The sequence below is a fragment of the Lacrimispora amygdalina genome (genome assembly GCF_003432035.1).
Classification (GTDB): Bacteria; Bacillota; Clostridia; order Lachnospirales; family Lachnospiraceae; genus Lacrimispora; species Lacrimispora amygdalina.
Genome location: NZ_QOHO01000032.1, coordinates 16631 through 39365 on the forward strand (window position 1 = coordinate 16631; position 22735 = coordinate 39365).

Sequence of the window (22735 nt, forward strand, 5' to 3'; positions counted from 1 at the left end):
TACTGTTACACTCCTCCCTTCCCAACAGCAATTAAAAGCATTATATTTAAAACTGTCAGTATCACACCAATGGCAATAAGAAAAATCTTATCCCGAAGTCCATTTTTATATTTCCCCATAACCTTCTCTGAAGATGTAAGATAGATCTGTAAAAACACAGTAACCGGAAGCTGGACACTTAAAAGCATCTGACTATAGACCAGCCCTTTAAAAGGATCACGAATCAAAGATATAACAAATGCAGCAATCACCAATATCCATGTCACGCCAAACCTGGTATGTGGATCGTCGGGATCATAAGGCTCGCCGAACATTCCTGCAAATATGGAGCCTCCTGCCATACCGGCAGTCGTAGTGGAGGCAATTCCCGAAAACAGCAGTGCTACGGCAAAAATCAGGCTTGCCCCCTGGCCAACCAGCGGTTTTAACATCTGTTCGGCCTGCCCAAGCTCTGAGACATGCTCTCCTTTACTGAAAAATGTAGTGGCTGCCAGTATAATCATGGCGCTGTTGATCGCCCAGCCGATAATCATGGATAATAAGGTGTCAGCAAATTCATATTTTAACTGAAGCTTCTGAATGGATTCATCCTCTAAATTCCACTGTCTGCTTTGTATTATCTCTGAGTGGAGAAATAGATTATGAGGCATAACCACTGCCCCCAGTACCGACATAATGATAAGCATGGAGCCCTTTGGAAACCGTATAGTTGTCCAGCCCGCTACTGCCTGATTCCAATCCACATTGACCATACTCAGTTCATAAATAAAAGACAGCCCAATGATGGAGACAAAACCGATGATCCATTTTTCCAGCTTCTGGTATGAATTGGTAAACAGCATCCACAGGATCAGGGCCAGTATAAGAACAGAAGCCAGTTTTACAGGAATCCGAAACAGCAGATTCAAAGCAATCGCCGCTCCCAGGATCTCCGCCATGGCCGTAGATATTGCCGCCAGAACTGCAGTTGACAGAACAATTTTTGAAAGCCAGGGTTTTAAATGCCTGTGAGCTGCCTCAGCCAGACAGTCCCCCGTTACAATTCCCAAATGTGCTACATTGTGCTGAAGTATAATCAGCATAATGGTTGACAGTGTTACCATCCAAAGTAATGTATATCCAAAATCCGATCCTGCTGCAATATTGGAAGCCCAGTTTCCCGGATCTATAAAACCTACTGTGACCAAAAGCCCTGGTCCCACATAATGAAGCAGTTCCTTTAATCCTAATTTAGGCCTGTGATGTTTTGTTTTTTCCTTTTTAAACAAATCGAACATCTCATTTAACCTCCCTTCGTATCTTCATTATTTCTCTTCTTCATGTATCCGTATGGCATCTCTCGTAATTTTAGCCTGATATAACGCCTGGTCTGCATTCAGGAACAGTCTTGCAGCATTCATTCCATTCTGATATTCTGCAAGCCCGAAGCTGGCAGTCAGTTTCAGTCCCGGATAATCTTTCAAATCCACCTGCTTTAATCCGCTCTGAATTAAAACTGCCGTCTCGTAAGCTTCTTTCATATCAGTATTATAAAATATAAGGCAGAACTCATCTCCTCCATACCGGTAAGCAAATCCTGCTATTCCTGATCCTTTTATTCTGAAATTGTATCACCAGTCAGTAGAACCGTCAATTTTTTCATGGCAGCCTGTTAAAAATTATCACTAATCATTCCGTATAGTATAGTTACGTATGAGCCAGCTCAGGTATCCTTAAACAATCCCGCTCAATCCTATTTAACGCTGAGCCTTTTATATACAGCACGGTATCATTTCTCCCGGTCTTTCTGCATGTAAAGCCCTGTTTGTCAATAGGAGTAAAACCCAGAACCAGAGTCTTTACCTCTCTGCCAAAAGCAGCAGCAATCCGGTTTACATCCACCTGTTCAGGAGCAAAGATCTGGTGGAGATACAATTGTCCTTTCTCGAAGCCGGCAAAAACATATGCATCGTACTCCGGCAGGAAATATATTTTTTTTCTCATGTAGTCCAGCGCATAAAACATGGTAAGTTCCTCATGGTTTTCCAGCCACAGGCTGCTTTGTGGGCAACTTTCTCTCATGCTCTGCCGCAGCCTTAAAAGATTATCTTTTTCTTCTATCTGTACTTTTACCGCAGTTGCATCTGCATCAATGATCACATCTTTTCCATATTCAAATTCATCGGATCTTCTAAAACCAAACTTCGGATAAAAATCCAGCACACTTTCATTTGCAAATAAAAACCATCCGTCTGTCTTTCCATCATAATCTTTCTGGATTTCCTGAATCAGCTGTCTGATCAGTCCCTGTTTCCGGCAGGATTTGCAGGTCATAACCGTCCCCAGCTGTATGTAATGCTTCGGCTCCCCATTTTCTAAAAATAACATGGGGCTTACCGAAACATTTGCAAGTACCTCATCCCCTTCCAGAATCGAATAAGGAATATAATTGCTCTTCCAGAAACCGTTCTGATACCATTTTTCAAAATCCAGGCCAAATACCTGTCCTGCAAGACGGTTAAAACTTTTCCTTGCCCTTTCATCATCCTGATAACCTTTTCTTATCACATAACTGTCTCTCATCTTTCATTTCTCCTTTTACGAACTTGCACTGTTATAATGCCGAATTCCCTGCTTCCAGACAAAAGCCGTGAGCAGGGTAAATGCCACTGCAACCACTATTCCCCACACAGCACCTCCTGCAGTCAGCTCTGTTATGAGAAACTGAACCGGCAGGGTTGCCATGATGCCGTAAGGAAGAATCATATAAAAAATCACTTTGTAAAACCCGTAAAACACAATTCCCGGCAGCTGCATACACAGGGTTAATCCTGCCTCTTCCAGTATCACTGCATTTCCACTGGATAAGATAAAAAACGAAAGGGAGCGGATCAATACTTCAACCAGATAATATAACACGGTCATAACCGCCACCCAGAACACATATCCCAGTACCAGAAAAGGAGTGACCTTTATTCCACCCTCCTTAATCCCATAAGCAATAATTACTCCGCTTAAGAGAAGGAGAGGAACAGACCCGGGATTGATCCGTTCAAAGGTCAGCCGCAGCAAAGGACTTACCGGTTTCGTCAGATATAAATCCATATCTCCATTCTTAATTTTATCCGGGATATTATTAATCCCGAAAAAATATAGCACCATATTTAAAGCATTGATCATGGAAAATGTCCCAATATAAAGAATCATCTGGCCCTTTCCCCATGTTCCGATCCGGTCCACATTGGAATAAACTGCCTGAAACACACACAGCTGAATGAGGAACACACAACTGTCAACAAAAAAAGGTCCGAAAAAACTGAGCCGGAACATCATCAGATTCTGAAGCCGCATATCTATTAATACTCTGACCACCCGTAAATTTCTTTTCATTCTGTTCATTATATCCCCACCCCATCATACTTAATCCTGTAATTATGCCATGTAACATGAATGACTGCCTGTAGAATTACGCACCAGCAGGAAAGAACCAGTAGTCCCATTCCCAGTTCTCCCTTAAGCCTTCCGATGAGCAGCATGGAAGGCAGATATGTCACATAATAAAATGGGAACGCCTTCATAACCGTGACAAACCCTTCCGGCAGCAAAGCAAGTGGAATAATGCTACCTGTAACAAAAGCCACCAGATTGTCTTTTATCATCAGAAATGTTCCTATTTCCTCATATTTTAAGGTGAGCAGACCCAGATAGTAATTTAGCTGAATCATGAAAAAGAGCCCAAGAAGAATCAAAACCGCTGCTCCCAGCAGTGCAGCAGGGTCTGACACAAATACTAACCTGATACGGAATACGATAATCCATAAGACTGATGTCATGAAATCCAGAAAGAGATAAAAAAGCACAATTCCCATTTCCATGGCAATAAAATAACCCTGTATATTTACAGGCAGGACCATATATTTGGAAAAGGTCCCATTCCTGATCCTCTGGCTGATCTCACCGCTCACACGGGAAGACATATCCAGCTGTCTGAGAAAAGAGCTGATGATATAATAAGACAGCATGCTGTTAATGGTAAACCCGGCAACCTCATCCCGGTCCTTAAATATCGTTCCCCACAGCAGACAGGCAAATAAAATCTTTGTCAGAGTAAACAGAGTCTGAATCACCGCATCTCCCCGCCAGGCAAGCTGGGTCTTTATAAAAATTTTGATAATCTCCAGGTATTTACGCAATTCCATTTCCCCCTTCCTGATAAATTCTCTCCACCACAGTTCCAATTTCTTCCTCTTCCACTGATATGTCACTGGGTATTAAGCGCATAAGTTCTCCCAGTAAGCCCGCAGAATTTTCTTTCGGTACCGTAATTACCTTCTTATAAGGTGTCTGTTCCATAATCCGTGCTTCAGACTGAAGCTTTGGAAGTGAAGTTGGCTCCTGAAATGTAACTGTTATTTTTTTATACTTCTGGTACCGCTCAAAAAGCTTCTCTGTATCACCATCATAGATTTTACATCCATGATTGATAACAATTGACCGTTTGCACAATGCCTTGATGTCTTCCATGTAATGGGAGGTAAGTATAATCGTAGTCCCCTTTTTTTCATTGATTTCCGCTAAAAATCCCCGGATCTGTTTGGATGCCACTGCATCTAACCCAATCGTCGGTTCATCTAAGAAAATAATCTTCGGATTGTGAAGCAGTGCAGCAATCAGCTCCATCTTCATCCGTTCTCCAAGAGACAGAGTCCTTACCTGTACATGCATCAGCTCCTGTACCTGAAACAGATTTACAAAGTAATCCCTGGAAGCCTGGTATTCCTCTTCCGGCAACCCATAAATTTCTTTAAACAGCCGAAGTGTATCTTCCACCGTCAGTTCAAAAAACAGCTGGCTCTTCTGCCCCATAACAACAGCATACTGCTGTTTAAATTCATGCTTTAAATCGTTGGGATAGTACCCCAGCACACTTAAAGAACCGCAAGTGGGCGCAATGATTCCCGTAAGCATTTTAACCAGAGTCGTTTTTCCCGCTCCATTGGGACCAATCAACCCCACAAACTCGCCTTCCCTGATCGTAAGATCCAAATTGCTCACTGCCTGTTTCACTTCGTATTCCCGTCTTATAAGCCCCTTAATGCTTCCTATAATACCCGCCTGTTTCTTAAATCTCCTGTAATTCTTTGTTAATCCTGCAGTTTTAATGATATCCATGTCTTTTCCCCTTTTAATAAATAAAAATGACCACCGATTCATCTGCCCCACAGGCATAAGCTTTGCGTTCTCAAATAAGACCTGCTCTCAGACAGCTTTCACAAAAAAGTACAAAAAAAGCATAACATTACCGTTATGCTTTCAAAAGTCCGTCTGTTACAGACATATATTTGGAAGGTATGAGCTTTCGCAGTGCAAAAGTCAAGCATTCAGTAAGGCAGATTATCGGCATAGCAGCCGAAAAAGGGCAGACTAATCACGTAAAGCTTCTTCGTCTTTCCTTTTCAACTATTTAATTAGTTGCGATCTCCAATACTGACACACATAACATACACATACCTCTCTTTTCTTTATAATAATCTGATATTACCCTATATGGAAATATCTGTCAATCCCTTTTCCTGATTTTGGGCACCCGCTTATTTATACGCAGCAAGAATTGTAGTCTGTCCTATGCGGAATACCGATTCTATCCTGTCAAATCCGCCCTGTCTTAGCATTGCAATCTGATTTGCGACAGTACAGGGTGTATCATAATGATAAAATTCCCTTTCAGGAATATTCAGCTCTTTTCTGATCCTTTTATTTTCGGCAAAGTAAAAGTCCTCCTCATCCTGATTCTCAACCATGTAGTCGCATTCAATGTAGAGTCCATGATCTTTCAGGGCGCTAAAAATTTTCCGGTATAAGCCAATCTTTGCTTCATGGCTAAAATGATGCATTGTCTGAAAAGATATTGCACTGTCATACTCTTCCGTTTTCAAATCAACATCGAAATAACTTCCACATATTAAATTAATTTTCCTGTCCTGAAAATTACGTTTTAATTGATCAAGCATTTCCCTGGTTAAATCAATCCCCGTGACAGAAAGATCCGGAAATCTTTTAAAAATCTGTTTCAGTTCCAGACCTGTTCCGCACCCCAGATCCAGTAAATTACTGCATGATACAGGGAGAAGAGATGGGACCAGAGCATACGCCTGCTCACATCCTTCTACACCAGAAAGCATGTGTTCCTCATATCCGTCAACCCGTGCCGCGAAAAAATCCTCCATCCGTTCCATTTCGGCATCACCTTTCCATTTCTAATACTATACAGATAAGAATACAGCGGATGGAGAATCCACGCAACCTCAAACTTTTCTCTGAATCGTTCAGCTCCTTAAAATAATTTTTTTCGCGCCGGTACAGGCCTGGATATCCAACTGGGTATCTTCAAAAAACTCCCGAAATCTTTTTGGGCTGGTTATAATTACTTCTGGTATTTCATCTTTCATAGACAGTTGTTTTTCTGTCTTTTCTCTGCGAACCGCCCCAATCAGCTCTTTTACCTGATCCCCAAATTCAAGATAATCCTTATTGGCGTCTTTCCTGTCCCACACCATCTGGTGAATCGACAGTTTTTTCTCATGGCTCCGATAAAAGTCCTGGTAAATATACTCTGTTATAAAAGGGGTATAAACAGCATACAGTTCTAATATACCAAGCAGGCTGTGATACAGAGCATATTGGCCGGAATATCGTTCCTTTACACCATGCTTTTGCGGCTGATAAAGGCGTTCCTTCACAATTTCAATATAGTAATCACAGAAATCTTTCCAGAACAGTTCATCAATTTCATGCCTTGCCTGACCGATCTCAAATTCGTCTAAAAGCGCCTTTACAACACCGGTGGTTTCAATTACACGTTCCAACATCCACCGGTCAATAGGGAGCAGCATCTCCTGATTAAACTCTTCCTTCTTTTTATAATCTCCCAGTTGTAAGACTGCAAATTTTGCCGCGTTGTAAAGCTTTGTCAAAAATCTCCTGGATACCTTCATCTCATCTTCGCTGAAAAATGTATCCGTCCCCAGCTTATTGCTGGCGGCCCAATACCGGATTGCATCAGCCGAATGTATTTCAATAAGGGCCAGAGGTGATTCTGATCCATTGTTTTTGGATTTACTGATCTTCTCCCCAGGTTTTGCCAGTACAAACCCGCTGATCATAATATCCTTCCAGGGAATTTCTCCAGTATGGTAGAGGCTTTTTACAATAGTATAAAACGCCCAGGTACGAATAATCTCATGAGCCTGATTTCTCATTCCCATGGGCAGAATTTCACTGCTTCTGTCATAGTCCTCACCATATCCGGCATTGATGAAAGGGGTTACGGATGATGTTGCCCAGGTATCAAAAACTGCTTCTTCCGGCAGGAACTGCCTGCATCCGCAGCTACATGACTTCCGGGGCATTTCTTCCATTGGATTTACCGGCAGCTGGTCTTCCTCCGCAAAAACAGGCTCTTTGCAATCCTTACAATACCAGACCGGAAATGGAACTCCGAAATACCTCTGCCTGGAAATACACCAGTCCCATTTTAAATTCTCTACCCATATCTGATATCGTTTCTTCATATAAGCCGGATGCCAGCTGATCTCATCAACTGCCTTTAAAAATCTGTCCTTCTCAGACAATACATCAATATACCATTGATTGGAAGGAATGATCTCTACTGCGCTGCCGCACCGCTCATGGACTGCAACACTATGGGAGACAGCCTCCTGTTTTACAAGCAGATCTCTGGTTTTTAATTCTTCCACTATAGTCCGTCTCGCCTGGCTGATTTCCAATCCTCCTATATAGGGAACTTCGCCGCTTATGGTTCCGTCAGGAAGAATTATTTTTTTATAAGGAAGGTGATGTGTCTGGTACCACGAGACATCTGCCGTGTCTCCAAAGGTTGCGCACATAACAGCACCTGTTCCTTTTTCCATAGACACCATTTCATCTGCCATAATCGGTATCTCAAAATCGTATAAGGGAACTCTGGCTGTCTTCCCAATGAATTTACGGTATCTTTCATCCTCCGGATGAACAAATACGCACACACAGCCATATAAAAGTTCCGGTCTGGTGGTTGCAATCAATAAATCTCCCATAGACGTTTTAAAATTCAGATAGTAAAAGCTGGATTCTAAATCTCTGGTTTCCAGCTCCGCCTGTGCAATGGAGGTCTGGCACTGCGTGCACCATAAAACTGGCGACTCCTTTCTGTACGCCTTTTTCATTTTTACCAGATTAAGAAATGATCTCTGGGAAATTTTCTGGGACAGAGAAGAAACTGTCTGATAACTCAACTCCCAGTCTACGCTGAATCCCAGTTTTTTAAAAAGATCTGTGAAATCATTTTCATACTTTTCAATCGTCTCCACACAAACATTCCGAAACTGGCTTCTGGGCAGCTGTCCGGCTCTGATCTTTCTATCCCGCTCCACCAGCCGTTCTGTGGGGAGACCATTGTCATCAAAGCCCAGCGGATAGAATACATCATATCCCTGCATACGTTTAAATCTGGCTATTATTTCTGCCTGAGTATAGGAAAATACATGACCGATATGAAGTTTCCCGCTGACAGTTGGCGGCGGCGTATCAATAGAATAAACCGGCCGTTCCTTCCCCTGTCTGTACTTGTAAATTTCATTCTCTTCCCAGAACTGTGTAAACTGCTTCTCTGATTTTTGAAAATCATACTTCTTATCCATGATGGATACCTCCTGTAATTTTTACTCCAAAACAGACAAAAAAATAAGCCCCAAGCTATGCTTAGGGCGAATTAACGTGTCCGCGGTACCACCTAAATTCAGAAATGATTTTCTGCTCTCAATACAATACGGGAAGACGAAAAATCTCTTCCGATATCGCTTCCCCTGATAACGGTGGGAATCTCCGTTGGAGTCTACTGGGATCATATCCGTTCAATCCAAAGCTCAAAGGCTACTTCCATGCTCCCATCACGAAGATTTTCACCAGCCATCTTCTCTCTGTCCATCCGGAATCGCATGTACTCCTCCTCGTCAACGCTTTTGTCTGTGTTTGTTATCCTTATTTTAGCACATAATTTTTTGGTGTCAACATTAAAAAACTGTTTTTTTTACATAACACAAAAAAATTTTCTCACAAACGGCGAATATTATAATTAATGGATTTGCTTTTCTCCGGCATATGTGATATACTTATATCACTTGAATAAAAAAGAACCGTCTATTGAAGAAGGGCTTTTGTTGATTTCATTCTATAATGAAACCATGAAAGCCCTTCTTTTTTCAATAGCAGCCAAATTTATTCAATAAAAAAATTCACGAGGAGGATCACAATGGATACTATTACAGTAGAAAAACGTAATGAACAATTAAAGGCAAAACAATTGCGGAGAAAAGGCATTGTGCCTTGCTGCATTTTTGGAGGCAGCCTTCCTAATTCCATATCGATTCAAATGGAAGAGAAGTCTGCTGAAAAACTACTTCGTAAACTACGGCTGGGAAGCAAGATTCAGCTTAAATTAGAGGATCAGACAATCATAACACAAATTAAGGACAGCCGCAGATGTTTCGCAGATAGTAAAATTGAGTATATTGATTTCCAGGCATTGGACCCAAAGACAAAGGTAAACAGCCTGGCACACGTCATTTTAGAAAATGCCGAATTTGTTACCGGGGTACTGGATAAGATGCTGATGGAAATCCCATATGCTTCTTTACCGGAAGATATGATTGACACTGTTACTGTAGACTTAGAGGGAAAGCCTGTTGGAACAATCGTAACAGTGGGAGATATTCCAGAATTCTTAAGTGACCGGATTGATCTGCAGGTAGAGACAGACAGCATTGTTTTAAGAATTACAGAAAAAAGATATGCGGCTGCAACGGATACTGAACAGGCAGCCGAATAACGATATATAGAATAAGGGTGCTTCCAAAAAGAGCCTTGATTGTCAATTTGCGATAAGACATGACAGGCTCTGTGTTTTATTTATAAAAAGAGGTACAGGCAGCGATTACGGACAGGAACTATCATGAATGCAGGAGGACCAAATGTCGGAAGCGAAACAGCAGGATGTGGATGCATCGGTTTTAGAAAAACAACTTGATTCAAATATAGACGATCCCATAAAAATGTATTTATTACAGGCAGGGGAAGCACCTTTACTAACCCAGGAAGAAGAATACCAGCTTGCACAGCTCTCCGCGCAAGGCAACAAGAAAGCAAAAAACAGACTCATTTGTTCGAATCTCAGGCTTGTGGTCAGTATTGCAAAAAAGCATGAATCATATGTTCAGTCGCTAACCCTGCTCGACCTCATTCAGGAAGGAAATATTGGCCTCATGAAAGCTGTTGAGCGGTATGATTATACACTGGGGTACCGTTTCTCCACCTACGCTACATGGTGGATTCGCCAGGCAGTCACCCGGGGAATTGCAGAGCAGGACCGCACAATCCGATTACCGGTTCATTACAGAGAAGATGTAAACATGTTAAACAGTACCCTGCGTCAGCTGAACCAGGAACAGGACTCCTTTACAACTCAGGACGTATCGGATATCACAGGATTCTCTGTGGAAAGAATAGAACGGATTATGGTAGATTCTGCATCAACAATTTCACTGGATACTCCCATAGGTGACGATAATGCAAGCTTTTTGAGTGATTTTATTGAAGACAAAACCATATTGTCCCCCGAAGAAAGTGTGGTCGATACTATGCTCAAAGAAGAAATTAAAAAGCAGTTGTTATCGTTAAAACCGAGAGAGCAGATGGTTGTAAATATGAGATTTGGTCTCAATGGATATATGCCTCATACTCTGGAAGAAGTGGGAAATCATATCGGTGTGACCAGAGAACGAATAAGGCAGATTGAAGCACGGGCCTTACGAACGCTGCGCTCACCAAACCGCAGAAAATTTCTGATTGATTTTATGTAAACTACACAAAACTCACACTACTGCAGATGCGAGAAATAGCAGGCAGCAAAATATGCTGTCTGCCTGATTTTTTCATCTCTTTTTATACTTCTAAAAGATAATTATTTTCCTCATTTGCATGCTCCAACGTTCTGATCTCGAATGTCTTGCATCCTGATAAAATAAACGGATCTGCCTTGGCAATATCAGTGGCTTCTTCCAGATTCTCAGCCAGAAAAATAACCATTCCTCCGGGATAGTCGGTGAACGGTCCGCAGAGTACGAGTTTTCCCTGGCTTTTCAGACTTTTCAAATACTCTACGTGTCTCTTAATAAGTTCTTCATTGAGAGGTTTTTCGTTTTTCATTAAATAAACATACATGGTTCCATCTCCTTTATTATGTCCGCTCCATAACAAAGTGCGCAAGCCGAACGTTTCCATCAATCTGACTTCCATCAATTTTAAATCCGCATTTTTTTGTATAGAAACTAACATTCTCTTCTTTATCTATCGGTGTAATTAAGGTAATCTTATTCCAGTCCGGATGACTGTCCAGCATATAATCAATTGCCTGAGTACCAATCCCCTTTCCCTGGTATTGAGGCATAATACAAAGACAGCCAAGATAATATTCTCCGTTTCCCTTATCTTCTACAGAAATGACACCAACCGCAGAACCTTCATAACAGATAATATCCTTAGGGAATTTTTCCAGAGATTTTTCCATACGTTCTCTGGTTCTTCCGTAAGCTGGACATTCCCCATATCTGATATAATCGTCATAAAATGCCGCATTATAAATCTGAACTAACAAATCAGCATCTTCTTTTTGTGCTTTCCTATATGATATATTCATAACAATCCTTTCAAGCATAATTTTTATGTTATTGACCCTTTATTAAAACTCTTTTTCATATTTTTTTAAAAATTGATAATAAGCCTGCACATTGGAAAGTTCAGTCCATTTTTTAATATCAACCGGATCCTCATCCATATCGTAAATTTTTGCCCCCTTCATAGACAGCAGAAACGGGGAATGAGTTGCTATAACAAACTGGCAATGAAAGAACCGTGCCGAATCTTCTAAAAATTCCAATAATTCCTGCTGCCGCCCCGGTGATAAGCTGTTCTCCGGCTCGTCCAGTAAATACAATCCATTTTCCTTAATCTTTTCACAAAAAAACAGATAAGCGCTCTCCCCATTGGAATGCTCCCTTACGTTTCCCATCAGGTTCTTTCTGATGTATCGGGACTGGGTATTTCTCCGGGACATGTTAACCTTCTTTAGCTGATCATAGTCATCCAAAGATCTCATCTGAAAACTGGAATACTTTGAATCTAAGTATTCATCAAACAGTTCTTCCCGCTTTTGATGGATCCCCTCATTCAAAGACCTGATATTAAGCATGAAATCAAAGACATCGTCACTGGTTATAATCCGGCTGTCTCGTGTAACCGGCTCTTCCACTTCATAAGAACACAGATCCGTGTAGTCCTTAAAAAAATTGGACCGGTTGTAAAGGGCTTCCCGGGTAAGGCAAAGCTTCTCTGCAATCACGTTTAAAGCGGTTGTCTTCCCCGACCCATTGCCCCCATATAAAATCGTAACCGGCTCAAAATCCAGCCTTGTTAAATGATTCTTTGACAGTATCTGAAATGGATAAAAGGTATCATAGCAAGTTCGTTTCTCTCCCATTGTGAAGCTATATTCCACTTCTATATCAGGAAAAGAAAATTGTGATAAATAAATCATTATAAAACTCCCCCTGTTTCTGCTTTATCTGCCTGCTTTATCCACTATTGTACTATTTTAAATATGAGATATCCACTCTTTTTTCAGATATGCTTCATATCCGATGACCCGTTCATCAATCCTCCGGTGATAACTGTAAGTGTAGTTTTTAAAATATTTCCCCCAAAAGCGGAGTGCAGTAGGATTTAAGGTCTCACAATCCACACCAAGATATTGAAACCCTTCCCTCTTACATACATCGCAGACATAAGACAGCAGATCATCCGCCACATGCTTACCCCGATATTCTTCTTTCACAAATGCACCGCAGATATTTATCATCGAATTAGTTTCACTGATAAAATTCTCTCCTTCATCCTGTATTGCTAAAAAACCAATCACCTTATCCGCCCTTAATGCTGCAAATACGCGCGTTTTTTCTCCGGGAAACCGATTCATATATTGGCGGATATCAGTCGGATAAAAAACCGGTGAATCCAGCAAATACTTTACTAATCCATATCTTAAATCAAGAATACGCCTCTTTTCATCATCAATAAGCTCTGTAAAAGTAAGATCACCGTGAAATGTTTCTCTTATTTTAAACTCATTCAAACTCATAACCGCATCGCTGCACCGGATTCCGAAACCATTTAATACCAGTGACCGGTCTACGAAAGGATCATTCGCATACCGGCTCAGAGCAAAACTGGTAACCTGGGCTTCTTTCATCAATTGTTCCATTGCTGCTGCCAGCAGTTTTGAGCATAGTTTTCCCCTGTCATTACCGGAAAAGGCGCTTCCGCCCAACGGAGAACAGGCTCCCGTGCATTTCCCGAAGAATCCCTCGATGGGTCCTGTAAATGCAAGATATCCAGCCATTACCCCCTCGATCATTGCAACAACTCCATAGTTATTCCGGAATAAACCGGTAATCAACTCTCTAAGCTGTTTTGTAACATCAATCTCCGGCAATTGTTTGATCTGCCTGCACTCACTTTTGTATTCATCTGTTGCTAACTTCAGCGCTTCTTCCACATGCACTTCTTCTGCCTTAACAATCTTCATTTACCATTCTCCCCCTGTTTCATTCATTTTTGAAAAATGCCCCTGCTTTTTCTTGTTACTCTTCTTTCTTACAACAGCCTGCTGCCTGCTTTCTTTTGCTGCCTGAAACTTAGACTCCTTTTGGATTTTCCGGTAGTTTTTCCATCTTTTCTCTGTCAATGTACCATCTTCCATTGCCTGAGCTACTGCACACCCCGGTTCTCCGTTATGGGTACAGTTACTGAATCTGCACTGCATGATTAAATCATTGATGTCAGAAAAGCTGAAATCCATCCCATCGTCCACAATCCACATTCCCAGTTCCCGCATCCCCGGTGTATCAATAATCCTGGACCCATTATCCAATACAAACAGCTGACGGTGGGTAGTTGTATGATGTCCTTTTGAATCATCTTCTCTGATTTCTCCAGTTTTCATAAGTTCTCTTCCCAGCAGATAATTGGTGAATGTGGACTTTCCCACTCCAGATGATCCCAGGAACACAGTAGTCTTATCAGGCTCCAGATAGGGCTTTAGCTGCTCCATGCCTTCACCTGTCACTGCACTGACCATGCAGATATCCGTACCCATTGCAATCTGTTTTACAAGTTCCAGTTTTTCTTCCGTTTCTTCTGCAATGTCTGCTTTTGTGAGGACAATAACCGGCTGCCCACCGCTTTGCCACGAGGCGGTCAAATATCGCTCCAGCCGTTTTAAATTAAAATCATAGTTCAGAGACATTAAAATAAACACGTAATCAAAATTTACTGCGATAATCTGCTCCCCCATTCCCACATCCGGATCTTTCCTGGAAAATGCAGATTTCCGTTCCAGTGTCTTTATAATCAGACAGTCACCCAGGGGATTATACTCCAATTCCACATTGTCACCAATCGTCGGGAATTCTTCCTCGCATTGATCGATAAAATATATTCCCGCTTTTAATCTGGCATACAAATCTTCCCCATTTACTTTTACTTCATAACGTTCCCTGTGAACCGCGGTTATAAAACCTTTCATTCTTTCTTTCAAAAAGCAACCTCTCTTCCATTTTTTCGTTGGCATATGAAATTGCCAACGGTTAAAAAGGGCATAAAAATGCCGCGGTAATAGCCCTTATGGCTGTCACTGCGGTTTGCTTTCCAAAAAAAGGCACAAAAAAAACACATCTTATCGTGTGTTTAACAGAGTTAAGCGATATATAAGAGTCTACAGGCGGCATATTAAACATAATTGTCATATGCCCAATATTCAGTTATTCATTCATTACCTCTTTTACAAATAATACATCTGACATATCACATTCTCCTTTCAGGTCCGCTAATGGGTTATTTTGGTAATAACACTTCCAATTACAAATAAGATAGCACATTTTTTCAGCAGCGTCAATCTATACTTTCAAACCTCCCGCGAAAATTCTGGCGGGAGGTCTGCCCATAAAATTACTTATTAATTTTTACAAATCTTTTTTTGCCAATCTTCATGACATCTCCGTTAAACAGGACATTATTTATTTCATCTTCATTCATTTTCTCACCATTGATCTGAATTCCACCTTGTCTTATCAGACGGATAAATTCACTTTTGCTTTTAATATATCCCAGTTCAATCAGACCGGGAATACTGTCATTTACCGTATCTTTCTCCAGATCCAAAAGCAATATGGGGATATCATCTGGAATTGTTTTTTTACTGAACGCCATATCATAGTAAGAAATGGCGCTTTGCACCTCTTCCTCCTCGTGATAAAGCCCTGTAATAATTTTTGCTAATTGGAACTTAATGTCCCGCGGATTTGCTCTATTTGATAATTCCGCTTTTACCCTGTCAATTTCATCCGGATGTTCATCTGTTGCCAGCTCATAATATCTGATTATCAAATCATCCGGTACTTCCATCACCTTCTTAAACATAACTTCTGCCGGCTCACTTACCCCGATATAGTTTCCTAAGCTTTTGCTCATTTTCTCCACACCATCGAGTCCTTCCAGAATTGGCATAAATAAAGCAATTTGCTGGTCGATCCCCATTGATTTCTGTAATGTGCGCCCCATCAAAATGTTAAAGGTCTGATCCGTTCCTCCTAATTCAATATCTGCTTTTATCTCCACTGAATCATAAGCCTGCATGAGCGGGTAAAAAAATTCATGGATACCGATAGGAACACCATTCTTATAACGGTTTTGAAAATCATCCCGTTCCATCATTCTTGCAACCGTCGACGTTGCAGCCAGCCGAATGACATCTTCAAAATTCAGCTTTGAAAGCCACTCACTGTTGAATCTTACGATTGTCTTCTCTTTGTCCAGTATTTTAAATATTTGTTCACAATAAGTCAGTGCATTTTCTTTTACCTTTTCATCACTTAATGCCACTCTTCCTTTGGATTTCCCTGTCGGATCCCCTATTTTCCCTGTAAAGTCCCCAATGATAATAACTGCCTGATGTCCCAGTTCCTGCATCTGCCTGATCTTTCTCAAAACTACAGCATGACCCAGATGAATATCCGGTGCGGAAGGATCAAGTCCTAACTTAATGATCAATGGTTCTTCCTGGTTATAAGATTTCTCCAGTTTGGCAAGCAGCTCCGCTTCATTGACGCACTGGTGAACCCCTTTGCAGATGATACGCATTTGTTCTTTCGGTGTTAACATAACTCAATATCTCCTTGTAATATTATTATTAATATTTGCATGCTCTATAAGAAATCCAGAAAACAAAGAGCTGAGTTAAAACAAATAAAAAACTCCCGTCCTCCTGTTTCCAAAAGGACGAGAGTTACTCTCGTGTTACCACCTTAAGTTTATAGACAACTCACATTGTCTACCTCATCGGGTACGGCCCTGGCGATACCCTTGCACCTGATTACGGTGTGCTCTCCGTCGCAGCCTACTTCTTAAATCGGTTCGGTGCGCAGCTCCAAGATGTATTCACACTTTCTATCCATGAGCCTCTCATCAACCGGCATCTTTCTGTTTGGAATTGAAAATGCTACTCTTTCTTTTCATAGCCTTTTCTTATACTCCGAATTATTTTATAATTCTTTGTAATGCAAATATTTAATTGAACAAATATTATCATGCTTTTTTTGATTCGTCAAGACCAAGATTCAGTAATAATTTTGCAGTTATTTCGTCCATAAATGAATCAGATCTTTCCTGATCTCCTCATAATGTTTTCCTGTCAGTCCAAAATCCATGTCTTTATAAGTCCATATGGAACAGCCAATCTGATATTTTTCAAATATAGCATGTACATCACGAAACCACCGCAGTGTATCCATAACAGGTGCCTGGTCAATTACTCCGAACTCTCCGCAGTACAGCTGAGTACCTGCCTTCTTTGCTGCAAGAACTGCTTCTTTTACCATCTCCTCTAAGAACTCTTTCCCCATGGTCTCAGCCTTTGAATTCAAGACAGCTTCTCCCTGCTCTCCCAGCGCGGCAGACTGGGACCGGTAATAATCCATGCTTTCGGGATAAAAAATATCCTTCTGCGGATCCATCTGTTTGACCCAGTGCGCCTTTTGATGGGTAAACAAAAGCGGCTCATAAAAGTGAAAGGTAAAGATAATATTTTTATCTTCTGGTATTTTTAGTAATTTTAATGTGCTGGCACTATTCCACTGTATTCCCCCATAAATAATGGGTACGAATGAATCAATTTTCCGTATTGCTGATACCGTTTTGTCAATCAGATCATTCCAAAGCAATGCATTTTCCTTTTCTACAACCTCATTCAGCAATTCAAAGGCGACATTATCACGATTTTTAAACTCCGTTGCAATGCTGTTCCACAGGCTGACAAAACGTTCCTGCAAATATGGATTATGAAACAAATCATTCTTCTGCCTGTTTCCAGCATCATTAAAATCGTAGCCATATGCCTTATGCAGATCCAGTATTACATCCAGTCTGCTTTCCCTGCAGCAGTCACATACACAACGGACAAGTTCATACCCTTCTTCTATGGGATTGCCATCCTTATCTTCCAGAACCTCGTAATCAATTGGTAACCGGATATGATCAAATCCCCATGCTGCTATCTGTTCAATATCCGATTTCCCGATAAATGTACTGTAATGATGCATATTATGAGTACACTGAGATAAATATCCCCCTAAATTAAGCCCTCTTTTCAGTTTCATACAGCCTCACTGCCTTTCCTTTCAGATAGCTTTATACTATCTGATATTACCGGTAAATGATATCATTTTCTTTTCTTTTATATTGTTTTTATGATATAATTCAATAGAAAATAACCACGTAAAAAGGATCTTAACAATGAATATTAAAAAGGAACTTGCTTTTCAGGAATTTGTGAGAAGAGAAAGCAATCTTGTCCGGGCACCTTATACCCCGGAGCAGGAATTCTATTCTGTGATAAAATCGGGCAGCACTGCAAAAGTAAAGGAACTCTGCCAGGAGTCTCTTTTATCCAAAAAAGGGCTTGGTACTCTTTCTGTTAATTCCCTTCAAAATATAAAATACCATTTTGCTATTACTGCAGCTATGGTCGCCAGATATTGTATGGAGGGAGGAATGGAACTTTCAACCGCCTATGGTCTCAGTGACTTCTATATTTTAAAGGCTGACGGCTGCACGAAACCGGAGGATGTTGCCGCGCTTCATCCTGTCATGTGCCTGGACTATGCAAAACGTATGAAGAATCTGAGGAAAAACAAAATCACATCCAGGCATATTTCAGCATGCATTGACTACATCCTGGACAACCTGCATACCCGGATCACCATAGAGACTCTTGCGTCTCTTGTAGATCTAAATCCCTCCTATTTATCCCGTCTTTTTAAGAAAGAAGCCGGGATGACAGTCAGCCGTTACATTCAGGATAAGAAAATCGAGACAGCCCAGAATATGCTGATTTATTCTGACTATACCCCTTCAGAAATCTCCTCTGTTTTAGCTTTTCCAAATCAAAGCTATTTTACAGAGATTTTCCATAAGAAAACAGGTATGACACCTTTGAAATATCGAAATTTCAACTTTCGGAATACAGAGATGGGGGGAAAGGGCTAACTTCCGGAAGATAATTTTTTCCCAAGTTTATCAATGAGCCGCTTCATTATCTTTCCAAAAATACGTTTTACTGGATTTAAATCCACTTCATAAAAGTAAGGAGCATCAATCCAGCCCTTCTCCTTCCAATAAATACGGTCTGCATCTGATGTATATATTTTACTTCGCAGGCAGTTAAATAGAAATATATCATAATATGTAAGTGTTTTTTTGTTACGTTGACTCATTTTCTCATATAATTTTTTTGATAAGGCTTTTATTTTCTTCTGTCCTTTCTCAAAGGTACGTTTGTTATACTTAAAAACCCCTTTTGGTTCTCTATTTTTAAAATACATTGGTGAAATTATCTGTATATCACCAACCAGGTCCATTGCCCAGCCGGATACCGTCATTTTAAGATATTTGTAAACCTGTTTACTCCCCCCGCCATCTGTCGTTATTACAAGAAGTACAGGTTTTCCGCATAGTTCCTGTCGATGAAATAAATAAGACAAACGATCAATGAACTTTTTCATCTGCCCCGTAACCTGATAGGCATAGACAGGGCTGGAAATAATTACTGCATCTGCTTTCTTCATCTTTTCTTTTATCATTCCAATCTCATCCTCTCTGCAGGGACATAATAATTCACTTTTTTGAAAGCAGATACCGCAGCCCTTACATTCCTCAATATAAGACTCACTCAATTGTAAATACTCAAAGTCAATTGCAGAATCGTACTTCTTTAATTCATTTCCGATCTCCATGCATATGAGGTAACTGTCTTTTTTTCTCGGACTTCCTGAAATAACCAGAACTTTCATATTTCACTCCTTTCTATCCAACATTGGATATAATGATATTTTTTTACACCAAAATGATCTTATTTCATTTTGGTGCATGATTAATTACTTATCATTCATATTTCATAAAGTCTGTTTCCTTAATCAGCTTTACAATTTCCTTTGATTCCTGAATTATATTGTCCAGATTTTCTAACATCATATTATGCCAGATAATCTGGCTGTCTACAGTTGTTATCATATAATCTAATGTTATAACTTCCATAGAACAGGCTTTTTGTCCCTTCTCTTTTCTCCAATCATCTATCCGAATCTTCTGTGCTTTTAAATCAATGATATGTTTTTCGACGCATTGAATTATTTCTTCCTTTTGGAGATTGGCAATAATGGGATATAAAAGAAATTTTTCTGATGCTGCTCCCTGCAAAGGTTTGCTCATCTCGTTATATGCCAGTTTCTTAAGTACGTCTCTGCCTCTTTGTGTTATTTCATATATCTGCTTTTTCTTCTCTCCTTCTTCCGGTTTGTCAATCATGCGGATGTATCCATCTTTTTCCAATTTTTTAATTGCATAGTATATCGACCCGGATTTTATATTATTCCATTCAGACATACGGTTCAGACTAATAAATCTCTGAATTTCATAGCCATGTGTAGGCTTAATACTAAAAAAGAAAAGGATAAATAATTGTACCATTAAAAGCACCTCACCCGTAAAGATAAATCAATTATATATCCAACGTTGGATATTATCAAGTTTTTTATTTGCAAATTAAATCACCGCAATCTGAAGTGCCCCCTCCAGAATTGTCTTTATCTGCTCCGATGACAGTTTCATTCCTTCATCCACCCATCTGATCAGCAATCCATTCAAACCTCCAAGACTATAGGATAACAGGTAGGAAAGTGTCATGTCATCAAGTTTCATATCTGGTTTCACATCCTGAAAGACAACCGGTGCTATTTCCCCTGATATACGGTAAATTAATTCAAGCATTTTATTCTTTTTTAGCAGATTCAAAAAAATCTCGTGCTGTTTCCAGAATTCAAAATAAATAACAGCAACTTCAGTATAGTGATGAGGAGCCTTATCAGCCACCATACAAAAAAATTCCTCTGCCAACGTACTCATGTATTCATTTAAAATATCCTCCCTGGTATTATATAAGCGATAGAAGGTTCTGCGCGACAGTCCCGCTTCCTGACAAATCTGAGTCACGGTAATCATAGAGAACTCATATGTCTCCATAAGCTTAATTAAACCATCCATCAACATCTTTCTCGATTGCAGCGCAATTCTGTAATTCATTTTATTCATATGATTCTCCCCTAATCTGTCACGGTTCCCATGAATCTGTAACACAATAACCAATACCATTGTAAAGTCCATACCGGATCATTATAATAAGTTTCGTAATATGCGTCAACTGTAACACATTAGAGATGGAGGATTAAAAGATGACTTATATCAAGAATATCACGGGGATCCAGCAGCTTGATTTTCAAATTAACCGGATAATCGCCTATGGAGATACAGCTGCCGATGCAGAAAAAATCATTGAAAAAACCCGGGGCATCAAAGACCTGACAACATGGTATCATGTGTGGTCGGATCTGGGTGATTATTACAGGAATACTTCCCAGCATTTGCGTACCGCTTATGCCTATAGAATGGCAGAATTTTTTCTTAAGGAAGATCATCCTCAGAAAAATAATATGTATGAAATATCCTGTAAATATTTTCATCTGGCATTCAGGCAAATGAATTTAAACTATACGGTACACGAAATACCCTTTATGAATTCACATATGCATAGCCTTTATTTTAAAAGTGAAAATGAAAAAAGTATTTTATTAATTTGCGGTGGCTACGATTCCTTTATTGAAGAATTTGTCCCTGCTATCATTGACTTTACAAACAATGGCTTTACCGTGATACTCTTTGAAGGCGGAGGGCAGGGAAAAACATTAAAAAACGGGCTGAAATTCATGGCGGACTGGGAAAAACCGGCTTCCTGTGTGCTGGATTATTATAATGTAACATCCTGTACCATGATTGGCATTTCCTGGGGCGGATATCTGGCGGTCAGAGCCGCTGCTTTTGAACCTAGAATCAAAGCAGTGGCTGCTTTTGATGTTCTTGAAAATGGTTTTCTCTGCATGACTAACATATTTCCCTCTGTGCTCAAATATATGGTAAGATACCTTGTATTGCACAGGAAAAAGCGAACAGCAAACCTGATTCTTCGATTTCTCAGGAAAAAAAGCCTGATTGCCGATTGGGCGATGATGCAGGGAATGTACATAACAGGAACGAAGACACCTTATGATTTTTACAGAGAATTATTAAAGCACTCCCTGCCCCAGGATGTCTGTGATAAGCTTACCTGTCATGTACTGCTGCTTGCCGGTAAAAAGGATCATTATATCCCCAATGACCAGTTTTACCGCCTGTCAGATAAAATCAAACATGCAAAAAGTCTTTCCACAAGGATGTTTACAAAGGCAGAGGGAGGGGAACAGCACTGCCAGACCGGAAATTATCAGTTAGCGGTTGACGAAATACTGGATTGGATGAATCATATTAAAAACTAATACACTGTTTCTGTCACAGCCTTCTTATCTAAATAATTTATCACTTCCAGTAAAGATGGCAGGATTATTTCTGTCATCTTTTGAAATTTTACCGCGGGTTTTTTCATATCAGGCACGCAGATCACAGGAATACCGGCAGAATAAGAAGCCTGTATTCCAGCCTCGCTATCTTCCAGCACAAGACAGTTTTCAGGATCAATTTTTACTTTTTCACATGCTTTCAGAAATATATCCGGATTTGGTTTTCCATTTTCTACTTCCGTACCAAATACCATTTCATCAAAATAACGTTCAATTCCATGTTGTATCAAAGCATACAACGCTCTCTCTCTGGTACTGGAGGAAGCCAAAGCTATCTTATATTTATTTTTCTTTAGATAATCCAACAGCTCTCTGACACCAGATTTTAATGAAACTCCTTTTATGAAATACTCTTTCTCCCTTGACAGGGTGTAATCTAATCCTTCCTGTATGGAAACAGGCAGCTGATAATTCCTTACAATCGCTTCCATATTCCCTAATTCTGTTTTACCGCTGTAATTTTGTGCATAGTCCTCTATGGTAAAGGAATATCCATATTTATTTAGTAACTCCTGGTACAGTTGATATGAAATGACTTCACTATCAATGATCAATCCGTCCAAATCAAAAATAACTGCTTTTATCAT

23 protein-coding genes and 2 other annotated features are annotated in these 22735 nt (G+C 40.2%); of the genes, 4 read left to right on the forward strand and 19 right to left on the reverse strand.

Going from position 1 to position 22735, the window contains the following annotated elements; genetic code table 11:
* Positions 1–5 precede the first annotated feature (5 nt).
* The 8 genes from DS742_RS12065 to DS742_RS12100 all read right to left on the reverse strand — a co-directional run bounded on the left by DS742_RS12065 (position 6) and on the right by DS742_RS12100 (position 8678).
* On the reverse strand, positions 6–1277 hold the full coding sequence (locus tag DS742_RS12065; protein WP_117417263.1) for an Nramp family divalent metal transporter: 1272 nt from the start codon (positions 1275–1277) through the stop codon (positions 6–8).
* A gap of 27 nt (positions 1278–1304) precedes the next feature.
* A complete protein-coding gene (locus tag DS742_RS12070; RefSeq protein ID WP_117417264.1) occupies positions 1305–1598 on the reverse strand; it encodes a diguanylate cyclase domain-containing protein in 294 nt (97 codons plus the stop codon).
* Between the two features lie 88 nt (positions 1599–1686).
* Positions 1687–2562, reverse strand: a complete 876-nt coding sequence (locus DS742_RS12075; protein WP_117417265.1) for a GNAT family N-acetyltransferase — start codon at positions 2560–2562, stop codon at positions 1687–1689.
* Positions 2563–2577: 15 nt separating this feature from the next.
* The gene (locus DS742_RS12080) at positions 2578–3378 is read right to left on the reverse strand and encodes an ABC transporter permease (protein WP_242996461.1); all 801 of its coding nucleotides are present in this window, start codon (positions 3376–3378) and stop codon (positions 2578–2580) included.
* Positions 3378–4178 carry an ABC transporter permease gene (locus tag DS742_RS12085; protein ID WP_242996462.1) on the reverse strand — a complete coding sequence of 267 codons (801 nt, stop codon included), beginning with the start codon at positions 4176–4178 and terminating at the stop codon, positions 3378–3380. The genes DS742_RS12080 and DS742_RS12085 overlap by 1 nt, the downstream gene beginning before the upstream one ends.
* Positions 4165–5151: an ABC transporter ATP-binding protein gene (locus DS742_RS12090; RefSeq protein ID WP_117417266.1), complete on the reverse strand. Its 987-nt coding sequence runs from the start codon at positions 5149–5151 to the stop codon at positions 4165–4167. Before DS742_RS12090 ends, DS742_RS12085 begins: the two co-directional genes overlap by 14 nt.
* A 419-nt stretch (positions 5152–5570) precedes the next feature.
* Complete coding sequence (locus DS742_RS12095; RefSeq protein ID WP_117417267.1) at positions 5571–6215, reverse strand: class I SAM-dependent methyltransferase; 645 nt, start codon at positions 6213–6215, stop codon at positions 5571–5573.
* A 90-nt stretch (positions 6216–6305) separates the two neighbouring features.
* Entirely contained in the window at positions 6306–8678 is a 2373-nt protein-coding gene (locus DS742_RS12100; protein ID WP_170313443.1) for a valine--tRNA ligase, read from the reverse strand.
* 59 nt (positions 8679–8737) lie between these two features.
* Positions 8738–9003, reverse strand: a binding site (T-box leader).
* Positions 9004–9289: 286 nt separating this feature from the next.
* On the opposite strand from DS742_RS12100, the gene DS742_RS12105 reads away from it, so the two are divergent.
* Both DS742_RS12105 and DS742_RS12110 read left to right on the forward strand, forming a co-directional pair.
* Positions 9290–9865: a 50S ribosomal protein L25/general stress protein Ctc gene (locus tag DS742_RS12105; RefSeq protein ID WP_117417269.1), complete on the forward strand. Its 576-nt coding sequence runs from the start codon at positions 9290–9292 to the stop codon at positions 9863–9865.
* A gap of 142 nt (positions 9866–10007) precedes the next feature.
* On the forward strand, positions 10008–10895 hold the full coding sequence (locus tag DS742_RS12110; RefSeq protein ID WP_242996463.1) for a sigma-70 family RNA polymerase sigma factor: 888 nt from the start codon (positions 10008–10010) through the stop codon (positions 10893–10895).
* Between the two features lie 82 nt (positions 10896–10977).
* Here the strand turns inward: DS742_RS12110 and DS742_RS12115 are convergent, their stop codons facing one another.
* The 7 genes from DS742_RS12115 to DS742_RS12145 all read right to left on the reverse strand — a co-directional run bounded on the left by DS742_RS12115 (position 10978) and on the right by DS742_RS12145 (position 17801).
* Positions 10978–11256 carry a YciI family protein gene (locus DS742_RS12115; protein ID WP_117417271.1) on the reverse strand — a complete coding sequence of 93 codons (279 nt, stop codon included), beginning with the start codon at positions 11254–11256 and terminating at the stop codon, positions 10978–10980.
* 16 nt (positions 11257–11272) lie between these two features.
* Positions 11273–11731 (reverse strand): GNAT family N-acetyltransferase, encoded by a 459-nt coding sequence (locus tag DS742_RS12120; protein WP_117417333.1) that lies wholly within the window; start codon positions 11729–11731, stop codon positions 11273–11275.
* A 42-nt stretch (positions 11732–11773) separates the two neighbouring features.
* Positions 11774–12628, reverse strand: a complete 855-nt coding sequence (locus DS742_RS12125) for an AAA family ATPase (protein ID WP_117417272.1) — start codon at positions 12626–12628, stop codon at positions 11774–11776.
* A 57-nt stretch (positions 12629–12685) separates the two neighbouring features.
* The gene (locus DS742_RS12130) at positions 12686–13675 is read right to left on the reverse strand and encodes a GNAT family N-acetyltransferase (RefSeq protein ID WP_117417273.1); all 990 of its coding nucleotides are present in this window, start codon (positions 13673–13675) and stop codon (positions 12686–12688) included.
* Positions 13676–14686: a ribosome small subunit-dependent GTPase A gene (rsgA, locus tag DS742_RS12135; protein WP_170313444.1), complete on the reverse strand. Its 1011-nt coding sequence runs from the start codon at positions 14684–14686 to the stop codon at positions 13676–13678.
* 410 nt (positions 14687–15096) lie between these two features.
* Entirely contained in the window at positions 15097–16308 is a 1212-nt protein-coding gene (gene tyrS, locus DS742_RS12140) for a tyrosine--tRNA ligase (protein ID WP_117417275.1), read from the reverse strand.
* Positions 16309–16418: 110 nt separating this feature from the next.
* Positions 16419–16671 (reverse strand) — a binding site (T-box leader).
* Between the two features lie 110 nt (positions 16672–16781).
* A complete protein-coding gene (locus DS742_RS12145) occupies positions 16782–17801 on the reverse strand; it encodes a glycoside hydrolase family 5 protein (RefSeq protein WP_117417276.1) in 1020 nt (339 codons plus the stop codon).
* A 136-nt stretch (positions 17802–17937) separates the two neighbouring features.
* On the opposite strand from DS742_RS12145, the gene DS742_RS12150 reads away from it, so the two are divergent.
* On the forward strand, positions 17938–18690 hold the full coding sequence (locus DS742_RS12150; RefSeq protein WP_117417277.1) for a helix-turn-helix domain-containing protein: 753 nt from the start codon (positions 17938–17940) through the stop codon (positions 18688–18690).
* Here DS742_RS12150 and DS742_RS12155 read toward each other — a convergent pair.
* The 3 genes from DS742_RS12155 to DS742_RS12165 form a co-directional block, all read right to left on the reverse strand.
* Positions 18687–19493 (reverse strand): flavodoxin family protein, encoded by an 807-nt coding sequence (locus DS742_RS12155; RefSeq protein WP_117417278.1) that lies wholly within the window; start codon positions 19491–19493, stop codon positions 18687–18689. The genes DS742_RS12150 and DS742_RS12155 overlap by 4 nt on opposite strands.
* Positions 19494–19584: 91 nt before the next feature.
* The gene (locus DS742_RS12160; RefSeq protein ID WP_117417279.1) at positions 19585–20169 is read right to left on the reverse strand and encodes a PadR family transcriptional regulator; all 585 of its coding nucleotides are present in this window, start codon (positions 20167–20169) and stop codon (positions 19585–19587) included.
* A 75-nt stretch (positions 20170–20244) separates the two neighbouring features.
* A complete protein-coding gene (locus tag DS742_RS12165; protein WP_170313445.1) occupies positions 20245–20790 on the reverse strand; it encodes a TetR/AcrR family transcriptional regulator in 546 nt (181 codons plus the stop codon).
* Between the two features lie 140 nt (positions 20791–20930).
* Here DS742_RS12165 and DS742_RS12170 point away from each other — a divergent pair, with 140 nt between their 5' ends.
* Entirely contained in the window at positions 20931–22067 is a 1137-nt protein-coding gene (locus DS742_RS12170) for an alpha/beta hydrolase family protein (protein WP_117417281.1), read from the forward strand.
* Here DS742_RS12170 and DS742_RS12175 read toward each other — a convergent pair.
* Complete coding sequence (locus DS742_RS12175; RefSeq protein WP_117417282.1) at positions 22064–22735, reverse strand: HAD family hydrolase; 672 nt, start codon at positions 22733–22735, stop codon at positions 22064–22066. The two genes, DS742_RS12170 and DS742_RS12175, sit on opposite strands and share 4 nt — an antisense overlap.